The 22,180-nt window shown below is 70.3% G+C and carries 23 protein-coding genes and 4 tRNA genes; 7 read left to right on the top strand and 20 right to left on the bottom strand.

Annotated elements, in window-relative coordinates:
- Window positions 1–106: 106 nt before the first annotated feature.
- The 7 genes from rplJ to AB0D29_RS03325 all read right to left on the bottom strand — a co-directional run bounded on the left by rplJ (window position 107) and on the right by AB0D29_RS03325 (window position 4,928).
- Window positions 107–637, bottom strand: coding sequence for a 50S ribosomal protein L10 (gene rplJ, locus AB0D29_RS03355; protein ID WP_030710304.1), 531 nt, complete (start codon window positions 635–637; stop codon window positions 107–109).
- 288 nt (window positions 638–925) lie between these two features.
- Window positions 926–1,873, bottom strand: coding sequence for a hypothetical protein (locus AB0D29_RS03350; RefSeq protein ID WP_362851937.1), 948 nt, complete (start codon window positions 1,871–1,873; stop codon window positions 926–928).
- Between the two features lie 178 nt (window positions 1,874–2,051).
- Complete coding sequence (gene rplA, locus AB0D29_RS03345) at window positions 2,052–2,780, bottom strand: 50S ribosomal protein L1 (RefSeq protein ID WP_030710300.1); 729 nt, start codon at window positions 2,778–2,780, stop codon at window positions 2,052–2,054.
- 89 nt (window positions 2,781–2,869) lie between these two features.
- Complete coding sequence (gene rplK, locus AB0D29_RS03340; protein ID WP_030710298.1) at window positions 2,870–3,304, bottom strand: 50S ribosomal protein L11; 435 nt, start codon at window positions 3,302–3,304, stop codon at window positions 2,870–2,872.
- Window positions 3,305–3,468: 164 nt separating this feature from the next.
- Window positions 3,469–4,383 (bottom strand): transcription termination/antitermination protein NusG, encoded by a 915-nt coding sequence (nusG, locus tag AB0D29_RS03335; protein ID WP_362851936.1) that lies wholly within the window; start codon window positions 4,381–4,383, stop codon window positions 3,469–3,471.
- 84 nt (window positions 4,384–4,467) lie between these two features.
- Complete coding sequence (secE, locus tag AB0D29_RS03330) at window positions 4,468–4,749, bottom strand: preprotein translocase subunit SecE (protein WP_030825982.1); 282 nt, start codon at window positions 4,747–4,749, stop codon at window positions 4,468–4,470.
- Window positions 4,750–4,855: 106 nt separating this feature from the next.
- Window positions 4,856–4,928, bottom strand: a tRNA-Trp gene (locus AB0D29_RS03325).
- A gap of 248 nt (window positions 4,929–5,176) precedes the next feature.
- Between AB0D29_RS03325 and AB0D29_RS03320 the strand changes: the two genes are divergently transcribed.
- Both AB0D29_RS03320 and AB0D29_RS03315 read left to right on the top strand, forming a co-directional pair.
- Window positions 5,177–6,403, top strand: coding sequence for a pyridoxal phosphate-dependent aminotransferase (locus AB0D29_RS03320; protein WP_351295329.1), 1,227 nt, complete (start codon window positions 5,177–5,179; stop codon window positions 6,401–6,403).
- Between the two features lie 359 nt (window positions 6,404–6,762).
- Window positions 6,763–7,782: an adenosine deaminase gene (locus AB0D29_RS03315; RefSeq protein WP_362851935.1), complete on the top strand. Its 1,020-nt coding sequence runs from the start codon at window positions 6,763–6,765 to the stop codon at window positions 7,780–7,782.
- Here the strand turns inward: AB0D29_RS03315 and AB0D29_RS03310 are convergent.
- The 10 genes from AB0D29_RS03310 to AB0D29_RS03265 all read right to left on the bottom strand — a co-directional run bounded on the left by AB0D29_RS03310 (window position 7,772) and on the right by AB0D29_RS03265 (window position 13,909).
- Window positions 7,772–8,188 (bottom strand): hypothetical protein, encoded by a 417-nt coding sequence (locus AB0D29_RS03310; RefSeq protein WP_351295335.1) that lies wholly within the window; start codon window positions 8,186–8,188, stop codon window positions 7,772–7,774. The genes AB0D29_RS03315 and AB0D29_RS03310 overlap by 11 nt on opposite strands.
- 16 nt (window positions 8,189–8,204) lie before the next feature.
- On the bottom strand, window positions 8,205–9,320 hold the full coding sequence (locus tag AB0D29_RS03305) for a UDP-N-acetylmuramate dehydrogenase (protein WP_362851934.1): 1,116 nt from the start codon (window positions 9,318–9,320) through the stop codon (window positions 8,205–8,207).
- On the bottom strand, window positions 9,317–9,715 hold the full coding sequence (locus AB0D29_RS03300; protein ID WP_362851933.1) for a DUF3291 domain-containing protein: 399 nt from the start codon (window positions 9,713–9,715) through the stop codon (window positions 9,317–9,319). The genes AB0D29_RS03305 and AB0D29_RS03300 overlap by 4 nt, the downstream gene beginning before the upstream one ends.
- Window positions 9,716–9,828: 113 nt before the next feature.
- A complete protein-coding gene (locus tag AB0D29_RS03295; protein ID WP_362851932.1) occupies window positions 9,829–11,274 on the bottom strand; it encodes a DHA2 family efflux MFS transporter permease subunit in 1,446 nt (481 codons plus the stop codon).
- 76 nt (window positions 11,275–11,350) lie between these two features.
- Window positions 11,351–11,920, bottom strand: a complete 570-nt coding sequence (locus tag AB0D29_RS03290) for a TetR/AcrR family transcriptional regulator (protein WP_362851931.1) — start codon at window positions 11,918–11,920, stop codon at window positions 11,351–11,353.
- A gap of 508 nt (window positions 11,921–12,428) precedes the next feature.
- The gene (locus tag AB0D29_RS03285; RefSeq protein WP_362851930.1) at window positions 12,429–12,857 is read right to left on the bottom strand and encodes a MaoC family dehydratase; all 429 of its coding nucleotides are present in this window, start codon (window positions 12,855–12,857) and stop codon (window positions 12,429–12,431) included.
- Window position 12,858: 1 nt separating this feature from the next.
- Window positions 12,859–13,311 (bottom strand): MaoC family dehydratase N-terminal domain-containing protein, encoded by a 453-nt coding sequence (locus AB0D29_RS03280; protein WP_362851929.1) that lies wholly within the window; start codon window positions 13,309–13,311, stop codon window positions 12,859–12,861.
- Window positions 13,312–13,462: 151 nt separating this feature from the next.
- Window positions 13,463–13,627, bottom strand: a complete 165-nt coding sequence (gene rpmG / locus AB0D29_RS03275; RefSeq protein WP_003956487.1) for a 50S ribosomal protein L33 — start codon at window positions 13,625–13,627, stop codon at window positions 13,463–13,465.
- An 88-nt stretch (window positions 13,628–13,715) separates the two neighbouring features.
- Window positions 13,716–13,788 (bottom strand) — tRNA-Met (locus tag AB0D29_RS03270).
- Between the two features lie 48 nt (window positions 13,789–13,836).
- Window positions 13,837–13,909 (bottom strand) — tRNA-Thr (locus AB0D29_RS03265).
- 451 nt (window positions 13,910–14,360) lie between these two features.
- On the opposite strand from AB0D29_RS03265, the gene AB0D29_RS03260 reads away from it, so the two are divergent.
- Both AB0D29_RS03260 and AB0D29_RS03255 read left to right on the top strand, forming a co-directional pair.
- A complete protein-coding gene (locus AB0D29_RS03260; protein WP_362851928.1) occupies window positions 14,361–15,629 on the top strand; it encodes an amidohydrolase family protein in 1,269 nt (422 codons plus the stop codon).
- 53 nt (window positions 15,630–15,682) lie between these two features.
- Window positions 15,683–16,339 (top strand): SDR family oxidoreductase, encoded by a 657-nt coding sequence (locus AB0D29_RS03255; protein WP_362851927.1) that lies wholly within the window; start codon window positions 15,683–15,685, stop codon window positions 16,337–16,339.
- A gap of 126 nt (window positions 16,340–16,465) precedes the next feature.
- Here AB0D29_RS03255 and AB0D29_RS03250 read toward each other — a convergent pair whose 3' ends face one another.
- Both AB0D29_RS03250 and AB0D29_RS03245 read right to left on the bottom strand, forming a co-directional pair.
- Window positions 16,466–16,906, bottom strand: a complete 441-nt coding sequence (locus AB0D29_RS03250) for a DUF3574 domain-containing protein (protein ID WP_362851926.1) — start codon at window positions 16,904–16,906, stop codon at window positions 16,466–16,468.
- Between the two features lie 124 nt (window positions 16,907–17,030).
- Window positions 17,031–17,993 (bottom strand): hypothetical protein, encoded by a 963-nt coding sequence (locus tag AB0D29_RS03245; RefSeq protein ID WP_362851925.1) that lies wholly within the window; start codon window positions 17,991–17,993, stop codon window positions 17,031–17,033.
- 513 nt (window positions 17,994–18,506) lie between these two features.
- Between AB0D29_RS03245 and AB0D29_RS03240 the strand changes: the two genes are divergently transcribed.
- Window positions 18,507–19,667, top strand: coding sequence for a hypothetical protein (locus AB0D29_RS03240; RefSeq protein WP_362851924.1), 1,161 nt, complete (start codon window positions 18,507–18,509; stop codon window positions 19,665–19,667).
- 110 nt (window positions 19,668–19,777) lie between these two features.
- On the opposite strand, the gene AB0D29_RS03235 is transcribed toward AB0D29_RS03240, so the two are convergent.
- A tRNA-Tyr gene (locus AB0D29_RS03235) sits at window positions 19,778–19,859 on the bottom strand.
- Window positions 19,860–20,058: 199 nt separating this feature from the next.
- On the opposite strand from AB0D29_RS03235, the gene AB0D29_RS03230 reads away from it, so the two are divergent.
- Both AB0D29_RS03230 and AB0D29_RS03225 read left to right on the top strand, forming a co-directional pair.
- Window positions 20,059–20,547, top strand: coding sequence for a YajQ family cyclic di-GMP-binding protein (locus AB0D29_RS03230; RefSeq protein ID WP_030009008.1), 489 nt, complete (start codon window positions 20,059–20,061; stop codon window positions 20,545–20,547).
- A 199-nt stretch (window positions 20,548–20,746) separates the two neighbouring features.
- Window positions 20,747–22,174 (top strand): SulP family inorganic anion transporter, encoded by a 1,428-nt coding sequence (locus AB0D29_RS03225; RefSeq protein WP_362851923.1) that lies wholly within the window; start codon window positions 20,747–20,749, stop codon window positions 22,172–22,174.
- Window positions 22,175–22,180 lie beyond the last annotated feature (6 nt).

Genomic DNA, 22,180 nt, shown 5'->3' with positions numbered 1-22,180 from the left:
GGCGATCCTTCCACTAATTCGGCAGGTGCCGGATGTATATAGAGGCGGGCGTAACGGCCCGCTACGACCCACGCACTAGGCGGCGTGGATCAGTGCGCGAGCCGAATTACTCGGCACCGCCCTGCTCGGCGAGCTTGACGCGAAGCGCTTCCGCGGTGCGGACGAACTTCGACGGCAGCGCCTGGAAGAGCGAGGCAGCCTGAGACTGCTTGCCCTTGAACGCGCCGGCCAGCTTGCTGAGCAGAACCTCGCGGGACTCGAGGTCCGCAAGCTTCTTGATCTCATCGGCGGTGAGCGCCTTACCATCAAGGACACCCGCCTTGATGATGAGATTCGGGTTGTCCTTGGCGAAGTCACGCAGGCTCTTCGCCGACTCCACCGGGTCACCGGTGATGAAGGCGACCGCGGTCGGACCAGCGAAGTGCTCGTCCAGCGCGGTGATCCCGGCCTGGTTGGCCGCAATCTTGGTCAGCGTGTTCTTCACCACGGCGTACTGGGCGTTCTCACCGAGCGAACGACGCAGCGTCTTGAGCTGCGCGACGGTGAGACCCCGGTACTCGGTCAGCACGGCGGCGTTCGAGCTCTGGAACTGGTCCGTGAGCTCGGCTACCGCGGCAGCCTTGTCGGGCCTTGCCATAGAGCGTCGGCCTCCTTCCGGGTGATGAGGACCGCTCAGAAGGGGCTGAACAAAACGAAACGCCCCGGCGCAAGCGCACGGGGCTGAAGCTCGACCGAATCACTCCGGGAGCTTTTCCACGAACACCTGCGCAGGACGTCCGCACTCAGCGGATCCTTCGGCCGCCGCACCCTTGCAGGCACGGCAACGACCAGCGGTCTTTGGCTTCTCCGGAAGAGTACGTGAAGGCCGCCAGTCGAGGCAAATCGCCTCGGGCCCCGCCCTCTCGGGAGGTGCCCGAGGCCCGTCTCAGGAGCCGCCGAGACCGCCCAGTCCGGCGTCCCGCAGCGTCTTGTCGGCCTCCTTGAGGTCCGCGTCGACGTCCTTCAGCTTCTGGTCCGTCTCATGCAGGCTCTCGCGGGTCTCGTTCAGGCTCTGGTCGGTTTCCTTCAGGCTGTCGTCCAGGTCGACCACCTGGTCGGCCGGCGGGGCCTGGACCGGGGCGGCCTTGCCGAAGTCCGAGAACTTCGCCGTGGTCTTCGTGGAGCCGGTCCCGTCCGTGCTCACGCTGTCGACGCGGACGGGGTAGCCGTCCTTGTCGATCCACAGGTCCACCTCGAAGGTCTTGACGTTCTTCACGGACTCGTGGAGGTACTGGCGGTTCTTCTCCTCCATGACCTTGGTGGACTCGTCCGCCTTGAGCAGGTCCTCGTTGCTGAAGGTGCCCTTGTAGTGCTGGGCGTCGACGCCGTCGGTCTTCTCGGCCCCGACGTGGGTCAGCTTCTCCTGGCCCAGCGCCATCGCCAGGTACTCGGCCGGGTCGTCGTTCAGCCGGACCCCCGGCTTGCCGTCCTTGGCCAGGTTCATCCGCATCCAGGTCTTGCCCTTGAGGGGCTTGTCCAGCTGGGTGTAGATGAGGTCGCCGATCATGATCGATCGGGTCTCGGGCCGCTCGCCCTTCAGCAGCACGTCGTGGCTGGACGGGTACCAGCCCTTCGTGCCGGACTGGGTGCTGGTCTTGCCGTCGGCCCCGACGATGGACAGCTCCGCCTTGGCGAACTTGGCGGCCACCGTCTTCAGGTAGGACGCCTTCACCGCCTCCAGGGGCGAGTGCGCCTTCGCGTCCGCCCCGTGGCCCCCCTCGGCCTTGCCGCTGCCCGCGTCGGCCTTGTCGCCGCCGCAGGCCGTGAGGCCGCCCACGAGCAGTGCGGTACCCGCGATCGCGATACCGGCTCGGGTCCGGACAGCCTTGTGCATGTGTTTCTCCCCCATGATCGTGCGTCGAATTCAACGCGACCCTACGTGCCCCCTCGGCCGGATCTCGCCCCCATTACGCCCGTATGGGCGGGATGTGGCCCGGAACACGGAAACGGGCCCCTCGCCGCCCTGTGAAGGGGGCGAGGGGCCCGTTCAGCCACTCAGCGAGCCGTCAGGCTCAGACAGCAGCCGGGTCTTCCTCGACGAGGAGGTTCCGGGTGCGGTTCGAGTCCAGCTGGATGCCGGGACCCATCGTGGTGCTCAGGGCGGCCTTCTTGATGTAGCGGCCCTTCGCGGCGGACGGCTTCAGACGAAGGATCTCGTCGAGGGCCGCGCCGTAGTTCTCGACCAGCTGCTCATCGGAGAAGGAGACCTTGCCGATGATGAAGTGCAGGTTCGAGTGCTTGTCGACGCGGAACTCGATCTTGCCACCCTTGATCTCGGTGACAGCCTTCGCGACGTCCATCGTGACGGTGCCGGTCTTCGGGTTCGGCATGAGGCCACGGGGACCGAGCACGCGGCCGAGGCGGCCGACCTTGCCCATGAGGTCCGGGGTGGCCACAACGGCGTCGAACTCGTTCAGGCGGTTGCCCTTGGCGATCTCGTTGATCAGCTCGTCGTCGCCGACAATGTCGGCGCCGGCGGCTTCCGCGGCCGCAGCACGGTCACCGGTCGCGAAGACCAGGACCCGGGCGGTCTTGCCGGTGCCGTGCGGGAGGTTCACGGTGCCACGCACCATCTGGTCGGCCTTGCGCGGGTCGACACCCAGGCGGAAGGCGACCTCGACGGTGCTGTCGAACTTGGTCGCGGAGGTCTCCTTGGCGAGACGGACGGCCTCGAGCGGGGCGTACAGCTTCTCCCGGTCGACCTTGGCGTCCGCAGCGCGGAGAGTCTTGCTGCGCTTCACTTCTGCTCCTGTTTGTTTTCTTCAGGCGTGGAGTCGTGGTGCGGACCAGCGCTTGGTCCTACCACTGGTGGTGCTGGAGGGGGGCTTGATCAGCCTTCGACGGTGATGCCCATCGAGCGCGCGGTGCCGGAAATGATCTTCACGGCGGCGTCGATGTCGTTGGCGTTCAGGTCGGGCATCTTCAGCTCGGCGATCTCCTTGACCTGGGCAGCCGTGAGCTTGGCGACCTTGGTCTTGTGGGGCTCGCCGGAGCCCTTCTCCACGCCCGCGTGCTTCAGGATGAGGCGCGCGGCCGGCGGAGTCTTGGTGATGAAGGTGAAGGAGCGGTCGTCGTAGACCGTGATCTCCACCGGCACGACCATGCCACGCTGCGACTCGGTCGCGGCGTTGTAGGCCTTGCAGAACTCCATGATGTTGACGCCGTGCTGACCGAGCGCGGGGCCGACCGGCGGAGCCGGGTTGGCCGCACCGGCCTTGATCTGGAGCTTGATGAGCCCCGTGATCTTCTTCTTCTTGGGAGGCATTGCTCTCTCCGGGTCCTAGTGAGAGTTTTTCGCCGCCAACCGGTCATCCGGATGGAGGCATACCGCACCACGATAACGGGTATCGGTGCGGGGCTAAAAACCGAGCAGGTCAGACCGCCCTTTACGGGGCGATCTGACCTGTCCGGAAGCGTTGTCTCAGAAGATCAGTTCTTCTGGATCTGGTCGAAGCTGAGCTCGACCGGGGTCTCGCGACCGAAGATCTCGACGAGGCCCTTGACCTTCTTCGAGTCGGGGTTGATCTCGTTGATCGTCGCCTGCAGCGTCGCGAACGGGCCGTCGGTGACGGTGACCGAGTCGCCGACCTCGAAGTCCAGGACCTCGATGGTGCGCTTGACGGCGGGCGCCGGCAGACCGGCGGCCTCCGCGGCGGCCTTGTCGGCCTTCTCCTTGGCCTCCGGCGCGAGCATCTTGACGATCTCGTCCAGGGTCAGCGGGTACGGGTCGTACGCGTTGCCGACGAAGCCGGTGACGCCAGGCGTGTTGCGGACGACGCCCCAGGACTCGTTCGTCAGATCCATGCGGACGAGAACGTAACCGGGCAGCTTGTTCTGCCGGACGTTCTTGCGCTCGCCGTTCTTGATCTGGACGATCTCTTCCTCGGGCACCTCGGCCTGGTAGATGAACTCCTCGACGTTCAGCGAGACGGCGCGCTGCTCCAGGTTGGCCTTCACGCGCTTCTCGTAGCCGGCGTAGGTGTGGATCACGTACCACTCGCCGGGAAGCAGACGGAGCTCGTCGCGCAGGGCCTGGACGGGGTCCACGGGCTCGGCGGGCTCGACCGGAGCGGCCTCTTCGGCCTCTTCCTCGTCAGCCTCGACCTCGGCGTCAGCCTCGACCTCGTCGGCGGCCTCTTCGAACTCGGCGTCGTCCTCGATCTCGGCGTCGTCCTCGATCTCGCCCTCGACGTGCAGCGCGGCCTCTTCGGCGGCGACACCCGCCTTGGCGTCGGCGTGCTCGGCCTCATCGGGGTCCACAGCGTCTGCCGCCTCGACGATGTCGAGCTCGTCCTCGACGGACTCGACGGAGTCGTGGCTCGCGTTCAGGTTCGGGTCAGACACGGTGGCTGCTTCTTCCTGGATACAAAAGGTGGTGGAACATGCGAAAACGGGCGGCACCCATCAAGGCGCCGCCCTCCGCGGGGATCAGCCGAAGACGAACTTGATGGCTTCCTGGAACCCATAGTCAATCACGGTCACCAGACCGATCATGATGACGACGAAGACAATCACCACGGTGGTGTACGTCGTGAGCTGGTTGCGAGTGGGCCAGACAACCTTGCGGAGTTCCGCGACGATCTGGCGGTAGAAAAGCGCGAGCCGGCCCAGAGGACCCTTCTTGCCACGCTTGCCGCCCTTGCGGGCCTTCTTCTCGCGCGTCTCGTCCTCGGCGTCAGGCATGTCGATGGAGCCCAGGGCGTCCGTCACGTCTCTCACCTGAATCCGGGTCGTGGCCGTACCGCGCCCGGTTGCGCCGCACGGCGTTGCATCTAAGTACGTACCTGCGCACACACATCCGAGAAGGAGTGTGGAGCAGGGCCGGAGGGACTCGAACCCCCAACCGCTGGTTTTGGAGACCAGTGCTCTACCAATTGAGCTACGACCCTTTGCGTCCCCCAACCTACCGCATCCGGGCGAGTGCACGGAGTGCTCACGCTTTGCAGCGGCTGGCGAGGTCCAACGACAGGTGAGTGTACGTGAACTGGGACCCGACGTCGAACAGCACCCGGCCTGACATGCTCCGGTCGCCGTCCGGTGGGGTGTCGGCGGCTGTCCGTCCCATGTCCCGTGCGGGTCCGGTCCGATGACTGAAACGGTGTGCGGCGCTTCTTTGCCGTCTGGGACGATTGCTCGCATGACCTCTGCAACGCCTTCCTCCGAGCGCCGGGTGTCCGCCCGTATCGGCGCCATTTCCGAGTCCGCCACCCTCGCCGTCGACGCCAAGGCCAAGGCCCTCAAGGCCGCCGGGCGTCCGGTGATCGGCTTCGGTGCCGGCGAGCCCGACTTCCCGACCCCGGACTACATCGTCGAGGCCGCGGTCGAGGCCTGCCGCAACCCGAAGTACCACCGCTACACGCCGGCCGGCGGCCTGCCCGAGCTGAAGGCCGCGATCGCCGCCAAGACGCTCCGCGACTCCGGCTACGAGGTCGACGCGTCGCAGGTCCTGGTGACCAACGGCGGCAAGCAGGCGATCTACGAGGCCTTCGCGGCCATCCTGGACCCGGGTGACGAGGTCATCGTCCCGGCTCCGTACTGGACCACCTACCCGGAGTCCATCCGTCTCGCCGGCGGTGTCCCGGTGGAGGTCGTCGCCGACGAGACGACGGGCTACCGCGTCTCCGTCGAGCAGCTCGAAGCGGCCCGCACCGAGCGCACCAAGGTCGTCCTCTTCGTCTCCCCGTCCAACCCGACGGGCGCGGTCTACAGCGAGGCCGACGCCGAGGCCATCGGCCGCTGGGCCGCCGACAAGGGCCTGTGGGTCCTGACCGACGAGATCTACGAGCACCTCGTCTACGGCGACGCGAAGTTCGTCTCCCTCCCGGCGATCGTCCCCGAGCTCGCCGACAAGTGCATCGTCGTCAACGGCGTCGCCAAGACGTACGCGATGACGGGCTGGCGCGTGGGCTGGATCATCGGCCCCAAGGACGTGGTCAAGGCCGCGACCAACCTCCAGTCGCACGCCACCTCGAACGTCTCCAACGTGGCCCAGGTCGCGGCGCTGGCCGCCGTCTCCGGCAACCTGGACGCCGTGCACGAGATGCGCACCGCCTTCGACCGCCGCCGCCAGACGATCGTGCGGATGCTGAACGAGATCGAGGGCGTGGTCTGCCCGACCCCCGAGGGCGCGTTCTACGTGTACCCCTCGGTCAAGGCGCTCCTCGGCAAGGAGATCCGCGGCAAGCGCCCGCAGACCTCCGTCGAGCTCGCCGCCCTGATCCTCGACGAGGTCGAGGTCGCGGTCGTCCCCGGCGAGGCCTTCGGCACCCCGGGCTACCTGCGCCTGTCCTACGCCCTGGGCGACGAGGACCTGGTCGAGGGCGTCTCCCGCGTCCAGAAGCTCCTGGCCGAGGCCAAGGCCTAGGCCTAGAGCGGCCCGCAGCCAGACCTGAGCGGCGCCACCCCACGGGGGCGGCGCCGCTCGGCATTTCAGCCCCGCGCACCATCCAGCCCCGCCGGGGCTGCATTTCAGCCCGTCCGGCGTTTGAGGACCGGGGTCCGGGGCGGAGCCCCGATCTCGCAGCCCCGCCGCACCATCCAGCCCCGCCGGCGTTTGAGGCGCGGGGTCCGGGGCGGAGCCCCGATCTTCAAGCCCCGCCGGCGATTGAGGCGCGGGCCCGGGCAGCGCCCGGCGGCACCTCCGAGCCCGCCCTCCCGTTCGGGCAAGCCCCCAAAAGGTAAAACCCCCTCCCGCCAAGCGCAGCGGTACGGCAGGATCAACAAATGGAGCACGCACGCGATCTCACGCTTCTGCCGAAAGCCCACCTCCACCTGCACTTCACCGGGTCGATGCGACCATCGACCCTCCTGGAGCTAGCCGACAAGTACGGCGTGCGCCTCCCGGACGCCCTCACCGCCGGCGAGCCCCCGAAGCTCCGCGCCACCGACGAGCGCGGCTGGTTCCGCTTCCAGCGGCTCTACGACGCCGCCCGGTCCTGCCTCCGCGAGCCCGACGACATCCGCCGCCTCGTCCGCGAGGCCGCGGAGGAGGACGTACGGGACGGCAGCGGCTGGCTGGAGATCCAGGTGGATCCCACCTCCTACGCCCCCCTGCTCGGCGGCATGATCCCGGCCGTCGAGATCATCCTCGACGCCGTCGACGCGGCCTCCCGCGAGACCGGCCTCGGCATGCGGGTCCTCATCGCCGCGAACCGCATGAAGCACCCCCTCGACGCCCGCACCCTGGCCCGCCTCGCCGTCCGCTACGCCGACCGCGGTGTCGTCGGCTTCGGGCTCTCCAACGACGAGCGCCGCGGCATGGCCCGTGACTTCGACCGGGCCTTCGCCATCGCCCGCGAGGGCGGCCTCCTCGCCGCCCCGCACGGTGGCGAGCTCACCGGTCCGTCCTCGGTCCGCGACTGCCTCGACGATCTGCACGCCGCCCGCATCGGGCACGGCGTACGGGCCGCCGAGGACCCCCGGCTGCTGAAGCGGCTCGCCGACCGGCAGATCACCTGCGAGGTCTGCCCGGCCTCCAACGTCGCCCTCGGCGTGTACGAGCGGCCCGAGGACGTCCCGCTGCGCACGCTCTTCGAGGCCGGGGTGCCGTTGGCGCTGGGCGCGGACGACCCGCTGCTGTTCGGGTCCCGGCTCGCCGCCCAGTACGAGATCGCCCGCAGCCACCACGGATTCACGGACCCGGAGCTCGCCGAGCTGGCCCGCCAGTCCGTCCGCGGCTCGGCCGCGCCCGCCGACGTACAGGAGAAGCTGCTGGCCGGGATCGACCACTGGCTCACCGGGTGAGCCGCAGGTCCCCCTCGTAGCAGTCGGCCCGCACCCGGTGCCCGTCCTGGAAGCCGATCTCCAGGTGGGTGCGGCCCTGCTCGGGCAGCGCGAACTCGGCGACCGAGGCGACGGTCTCGCCGAGGTGGCGCAGGAAGGGGTGGTCGCCGAGGTCCTCGCCGACCTCGATGCGGCCCCACTCCCCCATGTCGTAGGGCTCGTGGGGCGAGGCGGACTCGACGATGAGGCACTGGTCGGACCCGGTGGTGATCCGGATCGAGTCGCCGACGCTGTCGATCAGCCAGACGTCGAGGGGCGCCTCGGAGCGTTCCCCGTCGCTGATGTGCCAGGACGCGACGACTCTGCTGAGCGTGCGGCCCACGAGGCGGGTGGGGTCCGTACCGGCCCCGTGCAGGGGACAGAGCATGGGCGGCCGGGACTCCTCAGATGCTGACGCCGACCGTCACCGGCTCGTTGACCAGGGTGACGCCGAAGGCCGCGTGGACGCCCGCGACGACCTCGCGGGCCAGGGCGAGGAGGTCCTCGGTGGTGGCCTCGCCGCGGTTGGTGAGGGCGAGGGTGTGCTTGGTGGAGATGCGCGCGGGGCCGGTGCCGTAGCCCTTGGTGAAACCGGCCTTGTCGATCAGCCAGGCCGCGCTGGTCTTCGTACGGCCGTCGCCCGCGGGGTAGGCCGGCGGGGCGGTGTCGGGGCCGAGGCGGTCCTGGGCTCGGGCGAGGAAGGCGGCGTACGCCTCGTCCGTCAGGATCGGGTTGTGGAAGAAGGAGCCGGCCGACCAGGTGTCGTGGTCGGCGGGGTCGAGGACCATGCCCTTACCGGCGCGCAGGCGCAGCACGGTCTCGCGGGCGGTGGCGGCCGGGACCCGGTCTCCCGCCTCGACGCCGAGGGCGCGGGCGGTCTCGGGGTACTTGATCGGCGCGGAGAGGCCGCCCGCGTCCTCCAGGGCGAAGCGCACGCGCAGGACGACGTAGCGCTCGGGCTGGTCCTTGAAGGTGCTGTTGCGGTACCGGAAGGCGCACTCGGCGGCGGTCAGGGTGACCGTCTCGCCGCTGGTGCGGTCGTAGGCGACGACCTCGGTGATCGTGTCGCAGACCTCCTGGCCGTACGCCCCGACGTTCTGGATGGGCGTGGCACCGGCCGAGCCGGGGATCCCGGCGAGGCACTCGATGCCGGCGAGGCCGGCCTCGACGGTGCGGGCGACGGCGTCGCTCCAGTTCTCGCCGGCCGCGAGCTCCAGGGTGGTGCCGTCCAGGACGAAGCCGGTGGTGGCGATGCGCAGGGCGGTGCCGTCGAAGCCCTCGTCGCCGATGACCAGGTTGCTGCCGCCGCCGATGACCAGGAGCGGAGTGCCGCTCTCGTCCGCGGCGCGCACGGCGGCGACGACCTCGGCGTCGGTGGTCGCGGTGACCAGGCGGGCAGCGGGGCCGCCGAGACGGAAGGTGGTCAGCGGGGCGAGGGGGGCGTCGTGGAGTTCCTGCACGTGGACAAGAGTACGGTCCGTGCCCCTCGCATCCCTGCGGGGCCACGGACCGTGACTCACGAGGCGGCCTTCTGTTCGGCCAGCCGGCACTCGGCCTCCTCCCAGCCGATGGGCAGTTCGTCGGGGCGCACGGTCCAGAAGGTGAAGGCCGATTCCTTCATGAACGCGGCGGCCTTGCGGGAACTGGACCGGTGCGGCTCGCTCCGCGCGAACCGGTAGAGCGCGTCCCGGTCCTCCCAGGCGGAGAGGGTCAGGAAGGTGCGCCGGAGGACCCGGGCCCGCAGGGCGACGCCGTGGGCGCCGGGAGCCTTGCGGATCTGCAGGACGATGCCGGGGGTCTTGAGGAAGAACCTGACGGCGCCGGCGAGGGTGGCGGTCTCGAAGCGGGACGCCATGACGTAGACCTCGGCGTCGGGGGCCGCCTGGGTCGGGGTGGACCAGGGGATGTCGGGCATGGCGGGCTCTCCTTCACGATGATGCGTACGGATCTTCGTGCGCGGGCGGCGCTGCGGTTCTCCCGGCCACCTCCCGCGCGGCCCCCGCCCGGCGAGCGAGGTCGGGGGGCCGGTCAGCGAGCGGCGGGCACCTTCACACCGGTTGCGACCCCGTCGACGGCGGCGGGGACCGGGGCGGGCTTCGGCCGGCGCGGCACGAGCAGGGCGAAGGCGGCGGCCAGGGCGACGGCTCCGGCGCCGATCCACAGGGCGGGGACGGTGCCGTCGGTGAAGGCCTGCGGGGATTCGTAGCCGCCCTGGGCGGAGAAGACCGAGGCCAGGACGGCGACGCCGAGCGCTCCGCCGACCTCGCGCAGGGCGCTGTTGGTGCCGGAGGCCCTGCCCTGGTCGGCGGGGGCCACGGTGGACATCAGGACGTTCGCGGAGGGGGCGAAGTAGAGGGCCATGCCGATCCCGCTGAGGATCAGCGGCGGCAGCTGGGCGGCGTACGAGACGTCCGTGCTCAGGACCGCCGCGAACCAGCCGAGGCCGAGGGCCTGGAAGGCGAGCCCGGCGGCGACGACGGGGCGGCCGCCGATGCGGTCGGAGAGGATGCCGGCCAGCGGGGCGACGATCATCGGCATGCCGGTCCAGGGGAGCATGCGCAGGCCGGCCTCGGTGGGCGAGTAGCCGGCGACGCCCTGGAGGAACTGGCTGAGCAGGAAGATCGAGCCGAACATGCCCAGGAACATCAGCAGGCTGGCGATGTTGATCCCGAGGAAGCCGCGGTTCTGGAAGAGCCGCATGGGGAGCATGGGGTTGGCGTTGTTGAAGCCGTGGTAGATGAACCCGCCGACGAGCGCGGCGCCGACGATCAGGCAGGTGAGGACCGGGGCGCTGGTCCAGCCCTCAGAGTTGGCGTTGACCAGGGCGTAGACGATGCCGAAGAGGCCGCCGCTGATGAGCAGGGTGCCGGGGATGTCGAGCCGGGCGCCGGGGGCGGTGGACTCGGTGAGCCGCAGGCGGGCGAGCGGTATCAGCGCCAGCCCGATCGGGACGTTCAGCCAGAAGATCCACTGCCAGGAGATGTGCTCGGTGAGGCTGCCGCCGATCAGCGGCCCGCTGGCGACGGCGAGGCCGGTGACGGCTCCGTAGATGCCGAGGGCCATGCCGCGGCGGGCGGCCGGGACGGCGGCGGTGAGCAGGGTGAGGGTGAGCGGCATCATGACCGCGGCGCCTACGCCCTGGACGGCGCGGGCGGCGATGAGCGCGTCGATGCCGGGCGAGAGGGCGGCCGCGGCGGAGGCACCGGTGAAGACCGCGAGGCCGGCGATGAAGAGCCGGCGGCGGCCGAAGCGGTCGCCGAGGGCGGCGCCGAACATCAGGAGGACGGCGAAGGTGAGCGTGTACGCGTTCACCGTCCACTCCAGGTCCTCCAGCCGGCCGCCGAGGTCCTCGCGGATGGCGGGGAGGGCGGTGGTGACGACCAGGTTGTCGAGTGCGGCCATGAAGCTGGCCACGCCGGTGAGGATGAGGGCCCAGACGGCGGGCCCCCGGAGCTTGGTGTCCTGCGTGTTCACTGTTCCCCCTGTTGTTAGTTATTGCTGACTAACTTTTGCGGCCATGAAAACGCGCGCGAGCGAATCTCGCGCGCCCTCACTTCTCCGGGTGAACCCCGGCCCGGACCGACGGGTAGAGACCCTCCCAGACCCGGTGCCCGGGCGGGAACCCCATGGCGGCGAGGGTGTTGATCAACATCCCGTACGCCATGAAGGTCGTGGTCTCGCCGACGTCCCCACCGAAGGGCACGTGGACCGTGTCCCAGAGCTCCATCCAGCCCTTGCGCACGAGCTCGCCGAGCTCGTGGTCCCCGGCCGCCTCGGCAGCGGCGACGGTGACGTACATCTGGAGCTGCATCTGGAGCTTGTCGGGATCCTCGGCGATCAGCCGGGTGTAGGCCTCCGCCATGGCATGGGTGGCCTCGTCGCCGTGCAGCCCTTCGGCGGCCTCGGCGAAGACCGCCCGCGTATCCCGCATGCAGCGCTCGGCCGCGGCGAGGAAGATGGCGGGCTTGTTCGGGAAGAGCCGGAAGAGATACGGCTGCGAGACACCCACCCGCTTGGCGATCGCCTCGGTGGAGGTCCCGTAGTAACCCCCGCGCGCGAACTCGTGCATCGCCGCACGAATAACGCTCTCCCGCCGCTCATCTGCACTCATCCTTGCCATGCCCCAAAGTTAGTGCTCAATCACTAACCAAGTCAAGGCCCGCCGGGTAGGCCCCGAAAGGGAGCCCCGGCAGGGGGCACCGCCCCAGGACGGCCGGCAGACGCTGAGACATGGGAAGCACGTAGCGATCAGCTGCGGCGTACGCCCACCAGGACGGTCGGCAGACGCCAGAACACGCGAAGCGCGTAGCGATCGACGGCGGCTCATGCCCAGCCCAGGACGGCCGGCAGACGCCGAGACGAGAGGGAGCACGTAGCGATCCGACGCGCACCGGGAGCCCCGCCCGTATATCTGCGACGAGGCCGTCCCTGAAAGCAGGACCCAGCCCGCCCCTTCGGGGGTTTCCCGGCTGTCTTCGATTTTCCGTGGCGGGACGGTCGGTCAAGGGTGGCCGAAGGCCATCGCGCAGCGACGCGACGAAGGAGCGCCCTTGAGGGACCGTCCCGCCACGGAAGACGATGAGACTGACGGGAAACCCCCAGCCTCACCCCCAACCCCAAGCCCCACCTCAGGCCAGTTCGACCACCGCGCGGGACATGCCCAGGACCTTCTGACCCTCACTCATGGCCGTCAGGTCGACGCGGACGCGGTTGTCGTCCAGCTTCGCGGCGACCTTGGCGGTGACCTCGATCACGCCGCCCCGGCCGTCGTTCGGGACCACGACGGGCTTGGTGAAGCGCACGCCGTATTCGACGACCGCACCCGGGTCGCCCACCCAGTCGGTGACCACGCGGATCGCCTCGGCCATGGTGAACATGCCGTGCGCGATCACGTCCGGCAGTCCGACCTCCTTGGCGAACTTCTCGTTCCAGTGAATCGGGTTGAAGTCGCCCGAGGCGCCGGCGTACTGGACGAGCGTGGCGCGCGTCACGGGGAAGGACGCCGCCGGCAGCTGGGTGCCGACCTCGACGTCGGCGTACTGGATCTGCGCTGCCATGTCAGGCCTCCTCGGGGGCGCGGGAGACGAGCTTCGTCCACGCCGTCACCACGTGCTCGCCGGTCTCGTCGTGGACCTCACCGCGGATGTCGATGATGTCGTTGCCCGCCAACGACTTCACGGCCTCGATGGTGGAGGTCACGGAGAGCCGGTCACCCGCCCGCACCGGGCGGGAGTACGCGAACTTCTGGTCGCCGTGCACGACGCGGCTGTAGTCCAGCCCCAACTGCGGGTCCTCGACGACCTGGCCGGCCGCCTTGAAGGTGATGGCGAACACAAAAGTCGGCGGCGCGATCACATCGGAGTAGCCGTACGACTTGGCAGCTTCGGGGTCGGTGTAGACGGGATTGGCGTCACCCACCGCAACCGCGAATTCGCGGATCTTCTCCCGGCCGACCTCGTACGGATCGGTGGGCGGGTAGCTCCGCCCCACGAAGGACTGGTCGAGAGCCATGCTCACTACCTCCTGTTGAAGGGACACGAAAGACAGACACACAGGCAAGGCAAGAAGAAAGACAAAGACGGGCACGGAAACGACACAAGGCCGCCCCCCAATGAAGGGGACGACCTCATGACGGTGCCTGTTATTCGAGACTTCGCTGGGGTCAGCGGGTCTCGCGGTGCGCGGTGTGCGAGTTGCAGCGCGGGCAGTGCTTCTTCATCTCAAGACGGTCCGGGTTGTTACGCCGGTTCTTCTTGGTGATGTAGTTCCGCTCCTTGCACTCCACGCAGGCCAGCGTGATCTTCGGGCGGACGTCGGTGGCAGCCACGTGAGTGCTCCTTGACGGAAATTGGGACGGATGAACGCATACAAGAGTAGCCGACCGGGAGACCGACCCCGCAATCGGCTACTGTGTGTAGCGGCGACCGGACTTGAACCGGTGACACAGCGATTATGAGCCGCTTGCTCTACCGACTGAGCTACGCCGCTTTGATGTGATCAGCTCCCCACCCGAGGGTGGGGAACCTCTCTCACCAGAGCCCCAATGCGGAATCGAACCGCAGACCTTCTCCTTACCATGGAGACGCTCTACCGACTGAGCTATTGGGGCGAGCGATGAAGACATTACACGGTTGCCCGCCGATCGCCCAAATCCTTTGCGGGGACCGGGCTCCGAGGGGGTCGCGCGGCCCTTCTCGATCAACCCACCGACCACTCCCACCCCACTTTTAGGCCGGAATGTGTGCGGGCTCACATCTCCGCAGGCTCCGAACGGGCGCCGGCCCGGCCGGCGGAGCGCACGCGCGGGCTCCACAGCGCAGAGGCACAGCACCCCAGCGTGCGGCACCACACCACAGCACAGGGCACCGCACCCCAGCGCAGGGCACCGCACCCCAGCGCGCAGCACCACACCAAGACGCACGGGCACCACACCAGTACGACTATTGCGCTCTTCCGTGAAGCGGGGTGCGCCGCGCCCTAGGCTCTGAGCACGCTGCGTGATCTTGGGCCGTGGGCCGCGGCCAGGGCCCAGGAACCGCCCGAGCCACCGCAGGAGCGCGATGTCCGACAGCCAGCCGCAGCAGCCGTTCCAAGCCCCCCGTCCTGGCAACGGCAACGCGGCCGCAGCCGAGGCGACCACCCTGCTGCTCGCCGGAGCCCGCCTCACCGACGGCCGGACCGTCGACGTCCGCCTCAGCGGCGGCCGGATCCAGGCCGTCGGCACCGCGGGCAGCCTCCCCTCCCCCGCGCTCTCCCGGGTCGACCTGGGCGGCTACCTGCTGCTCCCCGCCCCCGCCGAGCCCCACGCCCACGGGGACACCGCACTGACCGCCGACGGCGAAGGCCCCGTCTCGTACACCCCCGACGAGGTCCAGCGCCGAGCCACCGAGGCGGCCCTGCTCCAGCTCGGCCACGGCGCCACCGCCGTGCGCTCCCACGTACGGATCGGCGACGTGCACGGCCTCGGCCCCATGGAGGCCGTCCTCCAGGCCCGCCGCTCCCTGCGCGGGCTCACCGACCTCACCGCCGTGGCCGTACCCCGGCTGCTCACAGGGGTGGCCGGCGCGGACGGGCTCGCGATGCTGCGGGACGCGGTCAAGATGGGCGCCTCCGTGATCGGCGGCTGCCCGGACCTGGACCCGGACCCGACGGGCTTCCTCGAAGCCGTCCTGGAACTCGCCGCCGAGCACGGCTGCCCCGTGGACCTGCACACGGACGGTGACGACCCCGGCCGCCTCTCCCGGCTCGCCGCGATGGCGGGCGGGCTGCGCCCCGGGGTGACCATCGGCCCCTGCGGCGGCCTGTCCCGGCTCCCGCTGGACGCGGCGGCCCGCGCCGCCGACCAACTGGCGGCGGCCGGCGTACGGGTGACCTGCCTGCCCCAGGGCGACTGCGCGGCCCTGGAGCGCCGCGGCCTGCGCACCGCCCCCGTACGGCTCCTGCGCACGGCCGGGGTGCGGGTCGCCGCCGGCAGCGGAGCCCTGCGGGACGCCGGGAACCCGGTCGGCCGAGGCGATCCGCTGGAGGCCGCGTACCTGCTGGCCTCCCAGGGCGGGTTGCGGGCGGGCGAGGCCTACGACTCGGTGAGCGCCTGCGCCCGCGAGGCCATGGGCCTGCCGGAGGTGCGGGTGGAGGCCGGGTTCCCGGCGGAGCTGCTCGCCGTGCGCGGGGACCGGATCGCGGGCGTGCTGTCCCTCGCCTACAGCCGGATCGTGATCCACCGCGGGCGGGTGGTAGCCCGTACGAGTGCCGTACGGGAGTACTGCGACTCCGCGGTCGCGGTGGCGCTCGACCTGCCCCGGCAGGGCCGTACGGAGCCCGGTCCCTGAAGTTCGCCGTGCGTTCGCGGGCGTGGGCGCCCGGCTCGTCGTACGGTCGGGGCATGCGCATCGTCATCGCGGGTGGACACGGTCAGATCGCGCTGCGGCTGGAGCGCCTGCTCGCCGCGCGCGGGTACGAGGTCGCGGGCATCATCCGCGATCCGGCACAGGGCGACGACCTGAGGGAGGCGGGTGCCGAGCCGGTGCTCTGCGACCTGGAGTCGGCCTCGGTGGAGCACGTGGCGGGGATCCTGCAGGGCGCGGACGTGGCGGTGTTCGCCGCCGGCGCGGGGCCCGGCAGCGGCATCGGGCGCAAGGACACCGTGGACCGGGGCGCGGCGGTGCTGTTCTCCGACGCCGCCGAACGGGCCCGTGTGCGCCGCTTCCTGATGGTTTCTTCGATGGGCGCGGACGCGTACCACGAGGGTGACGAGGTCTTCGACGCCTACCTGCGGGCCAAGGGCGAGGCCGACGACCACGTACGGACCCGGCTGGGCCTGGAGTGGACGATCCTGCGCCCCGGCTCGCTGATCGACGACGCGGGGACGGGGCTGGTCCGACTGGAGGCTCAGACGGGCCGTGGGGCCGTCCCGCGCGACGACGTGGCGGCGGTGCTGGCCGAGCTGGTCGAGACCCCGGCGACCGCGGGCCTGACGCTGGAGCTGATCTCCGGTTCGACCCCGGTCCAGGTGGCCGTCAAGGACGTGGCGGGCAACTGACGGCCGCTCCGACGGCCACCCGGACGGCGGTTCGGGCGGGGTGGTTCGGACGGAGTGGCTCAGACAGGCTGGTTCAAACAGGGGCTTCAGCCAGGGTGCTTCAGCCAGGGTGCTTCAGGCGGCGCCTCAGAACCCGGCGTTGACCTTGTCGTCGGACCGCCCGACCGAATCCTGCTGGTACTGGTCCTCGTAGGCCTGCCGGATCCGCTCGATGCGCGTGCTGCGCTCGTCGGCCTCCTTCTCGGGGTACAGCAGGACCACTTCGTACGAGGTCTCGCGGACGGCCTTGCCGTCCTTGCCGCGCCACTGGCCGTACCCGTCGTGGAGGGTCAGCCCCTCGGGGAAGGCGGGGGTGATCTCCTGGTCGAGGAACCGCATGAACTCCCGCTCCTCGATGGGCCCGCGGCCGTCGGGGCGTTCGGTGCCGAAGTACAGCCGGGTCTCCTGGTACGGCTCCCCCACGTCCGTGTGCAGGGCCGCTCCCATCAGGGCCGGAATCCCCGCGCCGAGCAGGGCGACGAGCACCCCGCCGCCGACCTTCCCCCGTGTGTCAGATGTCCATTTCACCCCCGGTGAACGAACAGGAGCCCGAGACGATGCGGGCGACGGCGAGAAGCCCGCCCGGCCCGGGTCGTCGGGCTCGGGGCGGGCTTCTGGCCGGTGGGGCGATGAGCGGGTGGGCTACCGGGGGCTACCAGTAGATGACCGCGTACCCGTCGCCGCCGTCCTTGCCGCGGGAGCCGGAGTGGCCGATGGCCCGGTTGGCGCCGCCGCCGCGGCCGCCGTCGCCGCCGACCGCGGCACCTGCCGGGAGCTCGACGATGCCGTCGGCGGTGCCGCCGCCGGTGCCGTCGCTGCTGCCCGGGTCGCCGGACACGTTGACGCCGCCCGCGGAGCACCATCCGCTGCCGCCCTGGCCCGGCGTGCCGGGGTCGCCCGGACCGCGGTCCGCGGCGCCGCCGCCCCCGCCTCCGGTGCCCCCGGTCGCGGTGAGGAGCGCGGTGGCGGTGGAGGCCACCGTCAGGGACGTGGTGGTGCCGGCGCCGCCCGCGGTGCCGTTCACGCCCGGTGCGCCGCCGAGGCCGTTGGCGCCGCCGGTGCCGATGTCCACCCCGTAGTTCGTTCCGGGAGTGACCGGGATGACGCACCAGGTGAAGCCGCCGCCACCACCGCCACCACCGGTGCCGCCGGTGTTGTTGCGCGGGGCTTCGGCCGCGGCGCCGTCTCCGTCCGCGGCCAGGCCGCCGCCGTTGGGGTTACCGCCGTTGGGGTTCCCGCCGTTGGGGTTGCCGCCGTTGGGGTTCCCGTTGTTGCGGGCGGAGCCGCCGCCACCGCCGCCGCCACCGCCGGCGCCCCACGCCTGGACGAACACCGAGGTGACACCCGGCGGGGCCGTGAAGGTGTTGTCCGAGGTGAACTGCTGCAGACCGTGGAGGACCTCGGGGAGCTTCTTGAGTTCTTCATGGCCGTGCTTCTTGGCCTCGGCCACCTTGGCGTCGTGCTGGTCCGCCGGCTTGGGATCGTTCGCGGACGCGGCCGGTGCCACCGCGATCAGCTGGCCGGTCAAGGCCGCCGCTGCGGCGATGGAGGCGAGCAGAACCCGGGAACGCCCCCGGGGCCGTTGAATCGTCGCCGTCTGATGCTTCAGGTTCATGGCTTCCTTACCCGCCGACGCCGAGGGCTGCCGCGGGAGTGCGATGGGAGGGTGCGTGGGCCATGGGTGTCGCCCTGTGGCCCTGTGAGTTCTTCACGCGCCGCCCATCCGACCCGCCGCCGCCGCCGCGTCGGCGCTGGCAGGGCCGAGGCTGTGGCCCAGGCAGGTGAGTAGTTCATCTGACCGGAGCAATTCGAGGGTGGGAATCGTTTCCACCGCATCGGGGGCCGACAGGGATGAGGTGTGTGCCGGCGTCCATGTCGGCGTCCTCGGCCTCCGGCCCGCGGAATCGACGCGGGCGGGGCTTGCGTGCGCGGGGCCGGTGGGCGAACGGGCGACCGCCATTCGAATGCAATCTCAGAGCGTCCGAACCAGGGTGCGGGAGATGACCCGACGCGAGCGATACCACTCGTACCGTCTTGCCGGGCTCCATGATCAGGTTCCCCCTCCTCTCCACGTGCAGGGAGAGGAGCGGGAGGGCTGCCCGGCTTGTAACCGAGAGGAAGGGCTTCGATGAAGAATCGTCTCGTACTCGCTGGATGTGCCGTGGTGGCGAGCGTGGGCATGTGCATGGCGGCTTCGCCGGCCATGGCGCAGGCGCCGACCAAGGTGAGCATCGCCTGTGGCGATGTAGCCGCACTCATCACCGCCGTGGAGCAGGCGAATACGAACGGCGGCACGATCACCCTGGCCAAGGATTGTGCCTACCGCTTCGACATCGACTACGGCACCAGTTCGGGCAATGCCCTGCCGCCCATCGCCGGGAACGTCGCGATCGTCGGCCACAACTCGACCCTGATCCGCTCCGTCAGCGGCGGCAGCCCGCTCTTCCGCCTGCTCTCGGTGGAGGAGGGCGGCACCCTCACCCTCAAGGGCATCACCGTGACCGGTGGGCGCACCGACGGGAACGGCGCCGGTATCGCCAACGCGGGCACCCTGCGCCTGGAGGACAGCAAGGTCGCCGGCAACCAGGCGGGCGGGGTCGGTGGAGGCATCTCCAACGAGGGCGGGGACGTCACCCTCGTCGACACCGAGATCCTGACCAACGTGGCCACGTCGGCCACGGACGACGCCGGTGACGGCGGCGGCCTCAGCAACAGCTCGACCGGCACCCTCACGCTCCAAAAGAGCACCGTTGCGGGCAACACCGCCGACGAGGACGGCGGCGGCATCCAGAACGAGGGCACCCTGACCGTCGAGCACGGCCTCCTCACGAACAACGAGGCTCGCGACGGCAACGGCGGCGCCGTCAACAACCTGGGCTCCACGAAGATCAAGCACAGCAAGCTCATCGAGAACTGGGCCGGTCTCAACGGCGGGGCCGTCAACAACGCCGAGGGCGGGACCCTGGAGATCGAGCAGTCCGCCCTCGCCAACAACAAGGCGGGCAACGACGGCGGCGCCGTCAACAACGCGGGCACCGCGACGCTGAAGAAGACGAAGGTCGAGTCGAACTCGGCCGGGCACGACGGCGGCGGCATCAACAACGCGGAGGAGGCGGGCGGCGACACCACCCAGCTGACCCTGGAGCACTCGACGGTGGCGGAGAACCGCGCCGCCGGCGTCGGCGGCGGCATCAACAACCAGGCCGGCGCGGTCGTGACCCTCAAGGAGAGCAAGATCATCAAGAACCTGCCCGCGAACTGTGCCGGCACGGTCGCAGGCTGCTCCTGAAACCCCCGCCGCGGCGCTGAGGCCGACCCGGCCGTAGCCCCGTGGTCCCGGCGTTAACGAGGAAGCCCCTCTGATCTGCGTTTCCGCAGATCAGAGGGGCTTCTTTCGCGTGGCGGCGCCAGGGTTCGAACCTGGGTAGGCTGAGCCGGCAGATTTACAGTCTGCTCCCTTTGGCCACTCGGGCACACCGCCAAGAGACGCTGCCATTTTTTCCGCCTCGCGGCGGCGCTCCCTGGCAACGACGTAAACGATACCTGATGACCGGGGGTGCTTCGCCACCGGATTGATCAGCGATGCGGGTGGGTGCGGTGGCTAGGCTTTGCCGAGCGGGCCGGGGATGTCCGGCCGCGCCCTCCGGGGTGATCAAACCGACTTCAAGGAGCCACAGCACATGGCCGACTCCAGTTTCGACATCGTCTCGAAGGTCGAGCGGCAGGAGGTCGACAACGCCCTCAACCAGGCCGCCAAGGAGCTCTCGCAGCGCTACGACTTCAAGGGCACCGGCGCCACGATCGCCTGGTCCGGCGAGAAGATCCTGATGGAGGCGAACTCCGAGGAGCGCGTGAAGGCCGTCCTCGACGTCTTCGAGACCAAGCTGGTCAAGCGCGGGATCTCGCTCAAGGCGCTGGACGCCGGCGAGCCCCAGCTGTCCGGCAAGGAGTACAAGATCTTCGCCACGATCGAGGAAGGCATCTCCCAGGAGAACGCCAAGAAGGTCGCGAAGATCATCCGGGACGAGGGTCCCAAGGGCGTCAAGGCCCAGGTCCAGGGCGAGGAGCTGCGCGTCAGCTCCAAGAGCCGTGACGACCTGCAGGAGGTCCAGGCACTGCTCAAGGGCAAGGACCTGGACTTCGCGATCCAGTTCGTGAACTACCGCTGACCCAGGTCCGAGACCTGCCACCACGCCGGCCCGGCGGTCCTCACCGACCGCCGGGCCGCGGCGTGTGCGGGGGTGCGGAGGTGTGTGCGGGGCGTGTGCGGCGCACGCGCCACCGTGGCCTTCTGTGGGCACTTGGGCGGCGGTGGGTGCGCCCACCAGGCTGAGGGCGTCTCATCGTCTCGCGGCAGGGGGTTCTCGCATGTCTGGGGCCGGCACGTTTCGCGAAGACTTCGGGGCGTCCGTCGTCGTCGCGCTGGTGGCGTTGCCGCTGTGCGTGGGGGTGGCGGTCGCCTCCGGGGTGCCGGCCGAGCTGGGGATCGTCACCGGGGTGATCGGCGGCCTGGTCACGGGGTGGTTCCGCGGGAGCTCGCTCCAGGTGAGCGGGCCCGCGGCCGGGCTCACCGTGCTCGTCTACGAGGCGGTGCAGACCCACGGGCTGCCCGCGCTCGGGGTGCTGGTGCTGGCCGCGGGGGTGGTGCAGCTGGGCATGGGGGTGCTGCGGCTCGGTCAGTGGTTCCGGGCGATCTCGGTGGCCGTCGTCCACGGGATGCTGGCGGGGATCGGGCTGGTCCTGATCTCCGGACAGTTGTACGCCCTGGGCGGCGTGGCGGCTCCGGGGCACACCCTGGCGAAGCTGGCCGGGGTGCACGAGCTCGGGGCGCAGGCCGACTGGGCCGCCGTACTGCTCGGGGTCGGGACGATCGCCGCCATGGTCGCCTGGCGCCGGATGCCCGCCCGGCTGCGGCTCGTGCCCGGAGCGCTCGTCGGGGTGGCCGCCGCCACCGCCGCGGCCGCCCTGCTGCGGCTGCCCGTCGAGAAGGTGCGGGTGACGGGGGTGCTCGCGGCCGTGTCCCCGCCCGCCTGGGGCGATTTCCATGTGCTGGTTTCCTTCGGGGCGGCCGGGACCGTGATCGCGCTGGCGCTGATCGCCTCCGCCGAGACGCTGTTCAGCGCCGCCGCCGTGGACCGCATGCACGACGGACCGAGGACCGAGTACGACCGGGAGCTCATCGCCCAGGGCGTCGGCAACAGCGTGTGCGGGCTGCTCGGGGCGCTGCCGATGACCGCCGTGATCGTGCGCAGCGCCGCCAATGTGGAGGCCGGCGCGCGCACGCGGGCGGCCAGGGTGATGCACGGCGGCTGGCTGCTGCTCTTCGCCGTGGCGTTCCCGCAGCTGCTGGAGATCGTGCCGCTCGCCGCGCTGGCCGGGGTGCTGCTGCACGCGGGATGGAAGCTGCTGCCGGCCAAGGCGGTGGCCGCGCTGTGGCGTACGCACCGGGGCGAGGCGGTGGTGCTGCTGGCCACGGCCTCCGCGATCGTGGTCACCAACCTCTTCGAGGGGGTGCTGGTCGGGCTGGGGCTGGCCGTCGCCAAGGCGGCCTGGGAGACCTCCCACGTGCACATCGAGGAGGTGTGGGAGGACGAGGCACTGTGCGTGCGGATCGTGGGGAACGCCAGCTTCCTGCGGCTGCCCAAACTGCTCGACTCACTGGACGCGTTGCCGCACGGGCAGCCGGTACGGCTCGACCTGAGCGGGCTGCGCCACCTCGACCACGCCTGTCTGACCGCCCTGGAGGGCTGGGAGCGGATGCGGACGCCGCTGCCCGGCCGGGAGGGCGTCATCTAGCCGGGT

This window comes from Streptomyces sp. NPDC048424 (genome assembly GCF_040651555.1).
Taxonomy (GTDB): domain Bacteria; phylum Actinomycetota; class Actinomycetes; order Streptomycetales; family Streptomycetaceae; genus Streptomyces.
The sequence above is the reverse complement of the archived record's forward strand: the minus strand, read 5'-3'. Positions and strand labels throughout refer to the sequence as shown.

Excerpts from the sequence above, each read along its gene's own strand:
- AB0D29_RS03260 (WP_362851928.1), top strand. The coding sequence starts at position 14,361 with ATGTCCGACAGCCAGCCGCAGCAGCCGTTCCAAGCCCCCCGTCCTGGC.
- rplK (WP_030710298.1), bottom strand. The coding sequence starts at position 3,304 with ATGCCTCCCAAGAAGAAGAAGATCACGGGGCTCATCAAGCTCCAGATC.
- AB0D29_RS03290 (WP_362851931.1), bottom strand. The coding sequence starts at position 11,920 with ATGGCAAGGATGAGTGCAGATGAGCGGCGGGAGAGCGTTATTCGTGCG.
- AB0D29_RS03310 (WP_351295335.1), bottom strand. The coding sequence starts at position 8,188 with ATGCTCTGTCCCCTGCACGGGGCCGGTACGGACCCCACCCGCCTCGTG.
- AB0D29_RS03300 (WP_362851933.1), bottom strand. The coding sequence starts at position 9,715 with ATGCCCGACATCCCCTGGTCCACCCCGACCCAGGCGGCCCCCGACGCC.
- AB0D29_RS03350 (WP_362851937.1), bottom strand. The coding sequence starts at position 1,873 with ATGCACAAGGCTGTCCGGACCCGAGCCGGTATCGCGATCGCGGGTACC.
- AB0D29_RS03285 (WP_362851930.1), bottom strand. The coding sequence starts at position 12,857 with ATGGCAGCGCAGATCCAGTACGCCGACGTCGAGGTCGGCACCCAGCTG.
- AB0D29_RS03315 (WP_362851935.1), top strand. The coding sequence starts at position 6,763 with ATGGAGCACGCACGCGATCTCACGCTTCTGCCGAAAGCCCACCTCCAC.
- AB0D29_RS03280 (WP_362851929.1), bottom strand. The coding sequence starts at position 13,311 with ATGGCTCTCGACCAGTCCTTCGTGGGGCGGAGCTACCCGCCCACCGAT.
- rplJ (WP_030710304.1), bottom strand. The coding sequence starts at position 637 with ATGGCAAGGCCCGACAAGGCTGCCGCGGTAGCCGAGCTCACGGACCAG.
- AB0D29_RS03245 (WP_362851925.1), bottom strand. The coding sequence starts at position 17,993 with ATGAACCTGAAGCATCAGACGGCGACGATTCAACGGCCCCGGGGGCGT.
- AB0D29_RS03240 (WP_362851924.1), top strand. The coding sequence starts at position 18,507 with ATGAAGAATCGTCTCGTACTCGCTGGATGTGCCGTGGTGGCGAGCGTG.
- AB0D29_RS03230 (WP_030009008.1), top strand. The coding sequence starts at position 20,059 with ATGGCCGACTCCAGTTTCGACATCGTCTCGAAGGTCGAGCGGCAGGAG.
- AB0D29_RS03255 (WP_362851927.1), top strand. The coding sequence starts at position 15,683 with ATGCGCATCGTCATCGCGGGTGGACACGGTCAGATCGCGCTGCGGCTG.
- AB0D29_RS03225 (WP_362851923.1), top strand. The coding sequence starts at position 20,747 with ATGTCTGGGGCCGGCACGTTTCGCGAAGACTTCGGGGCGTCCGTCGTC.
- AB0D29_RS03320 (WP_351295329.1), top strand. The coding sequence starts at position 5,177 with ATGACCTCTGCAACGCCTTCCTCCGAGCGCCGGGTGTCCGCCCGTATC.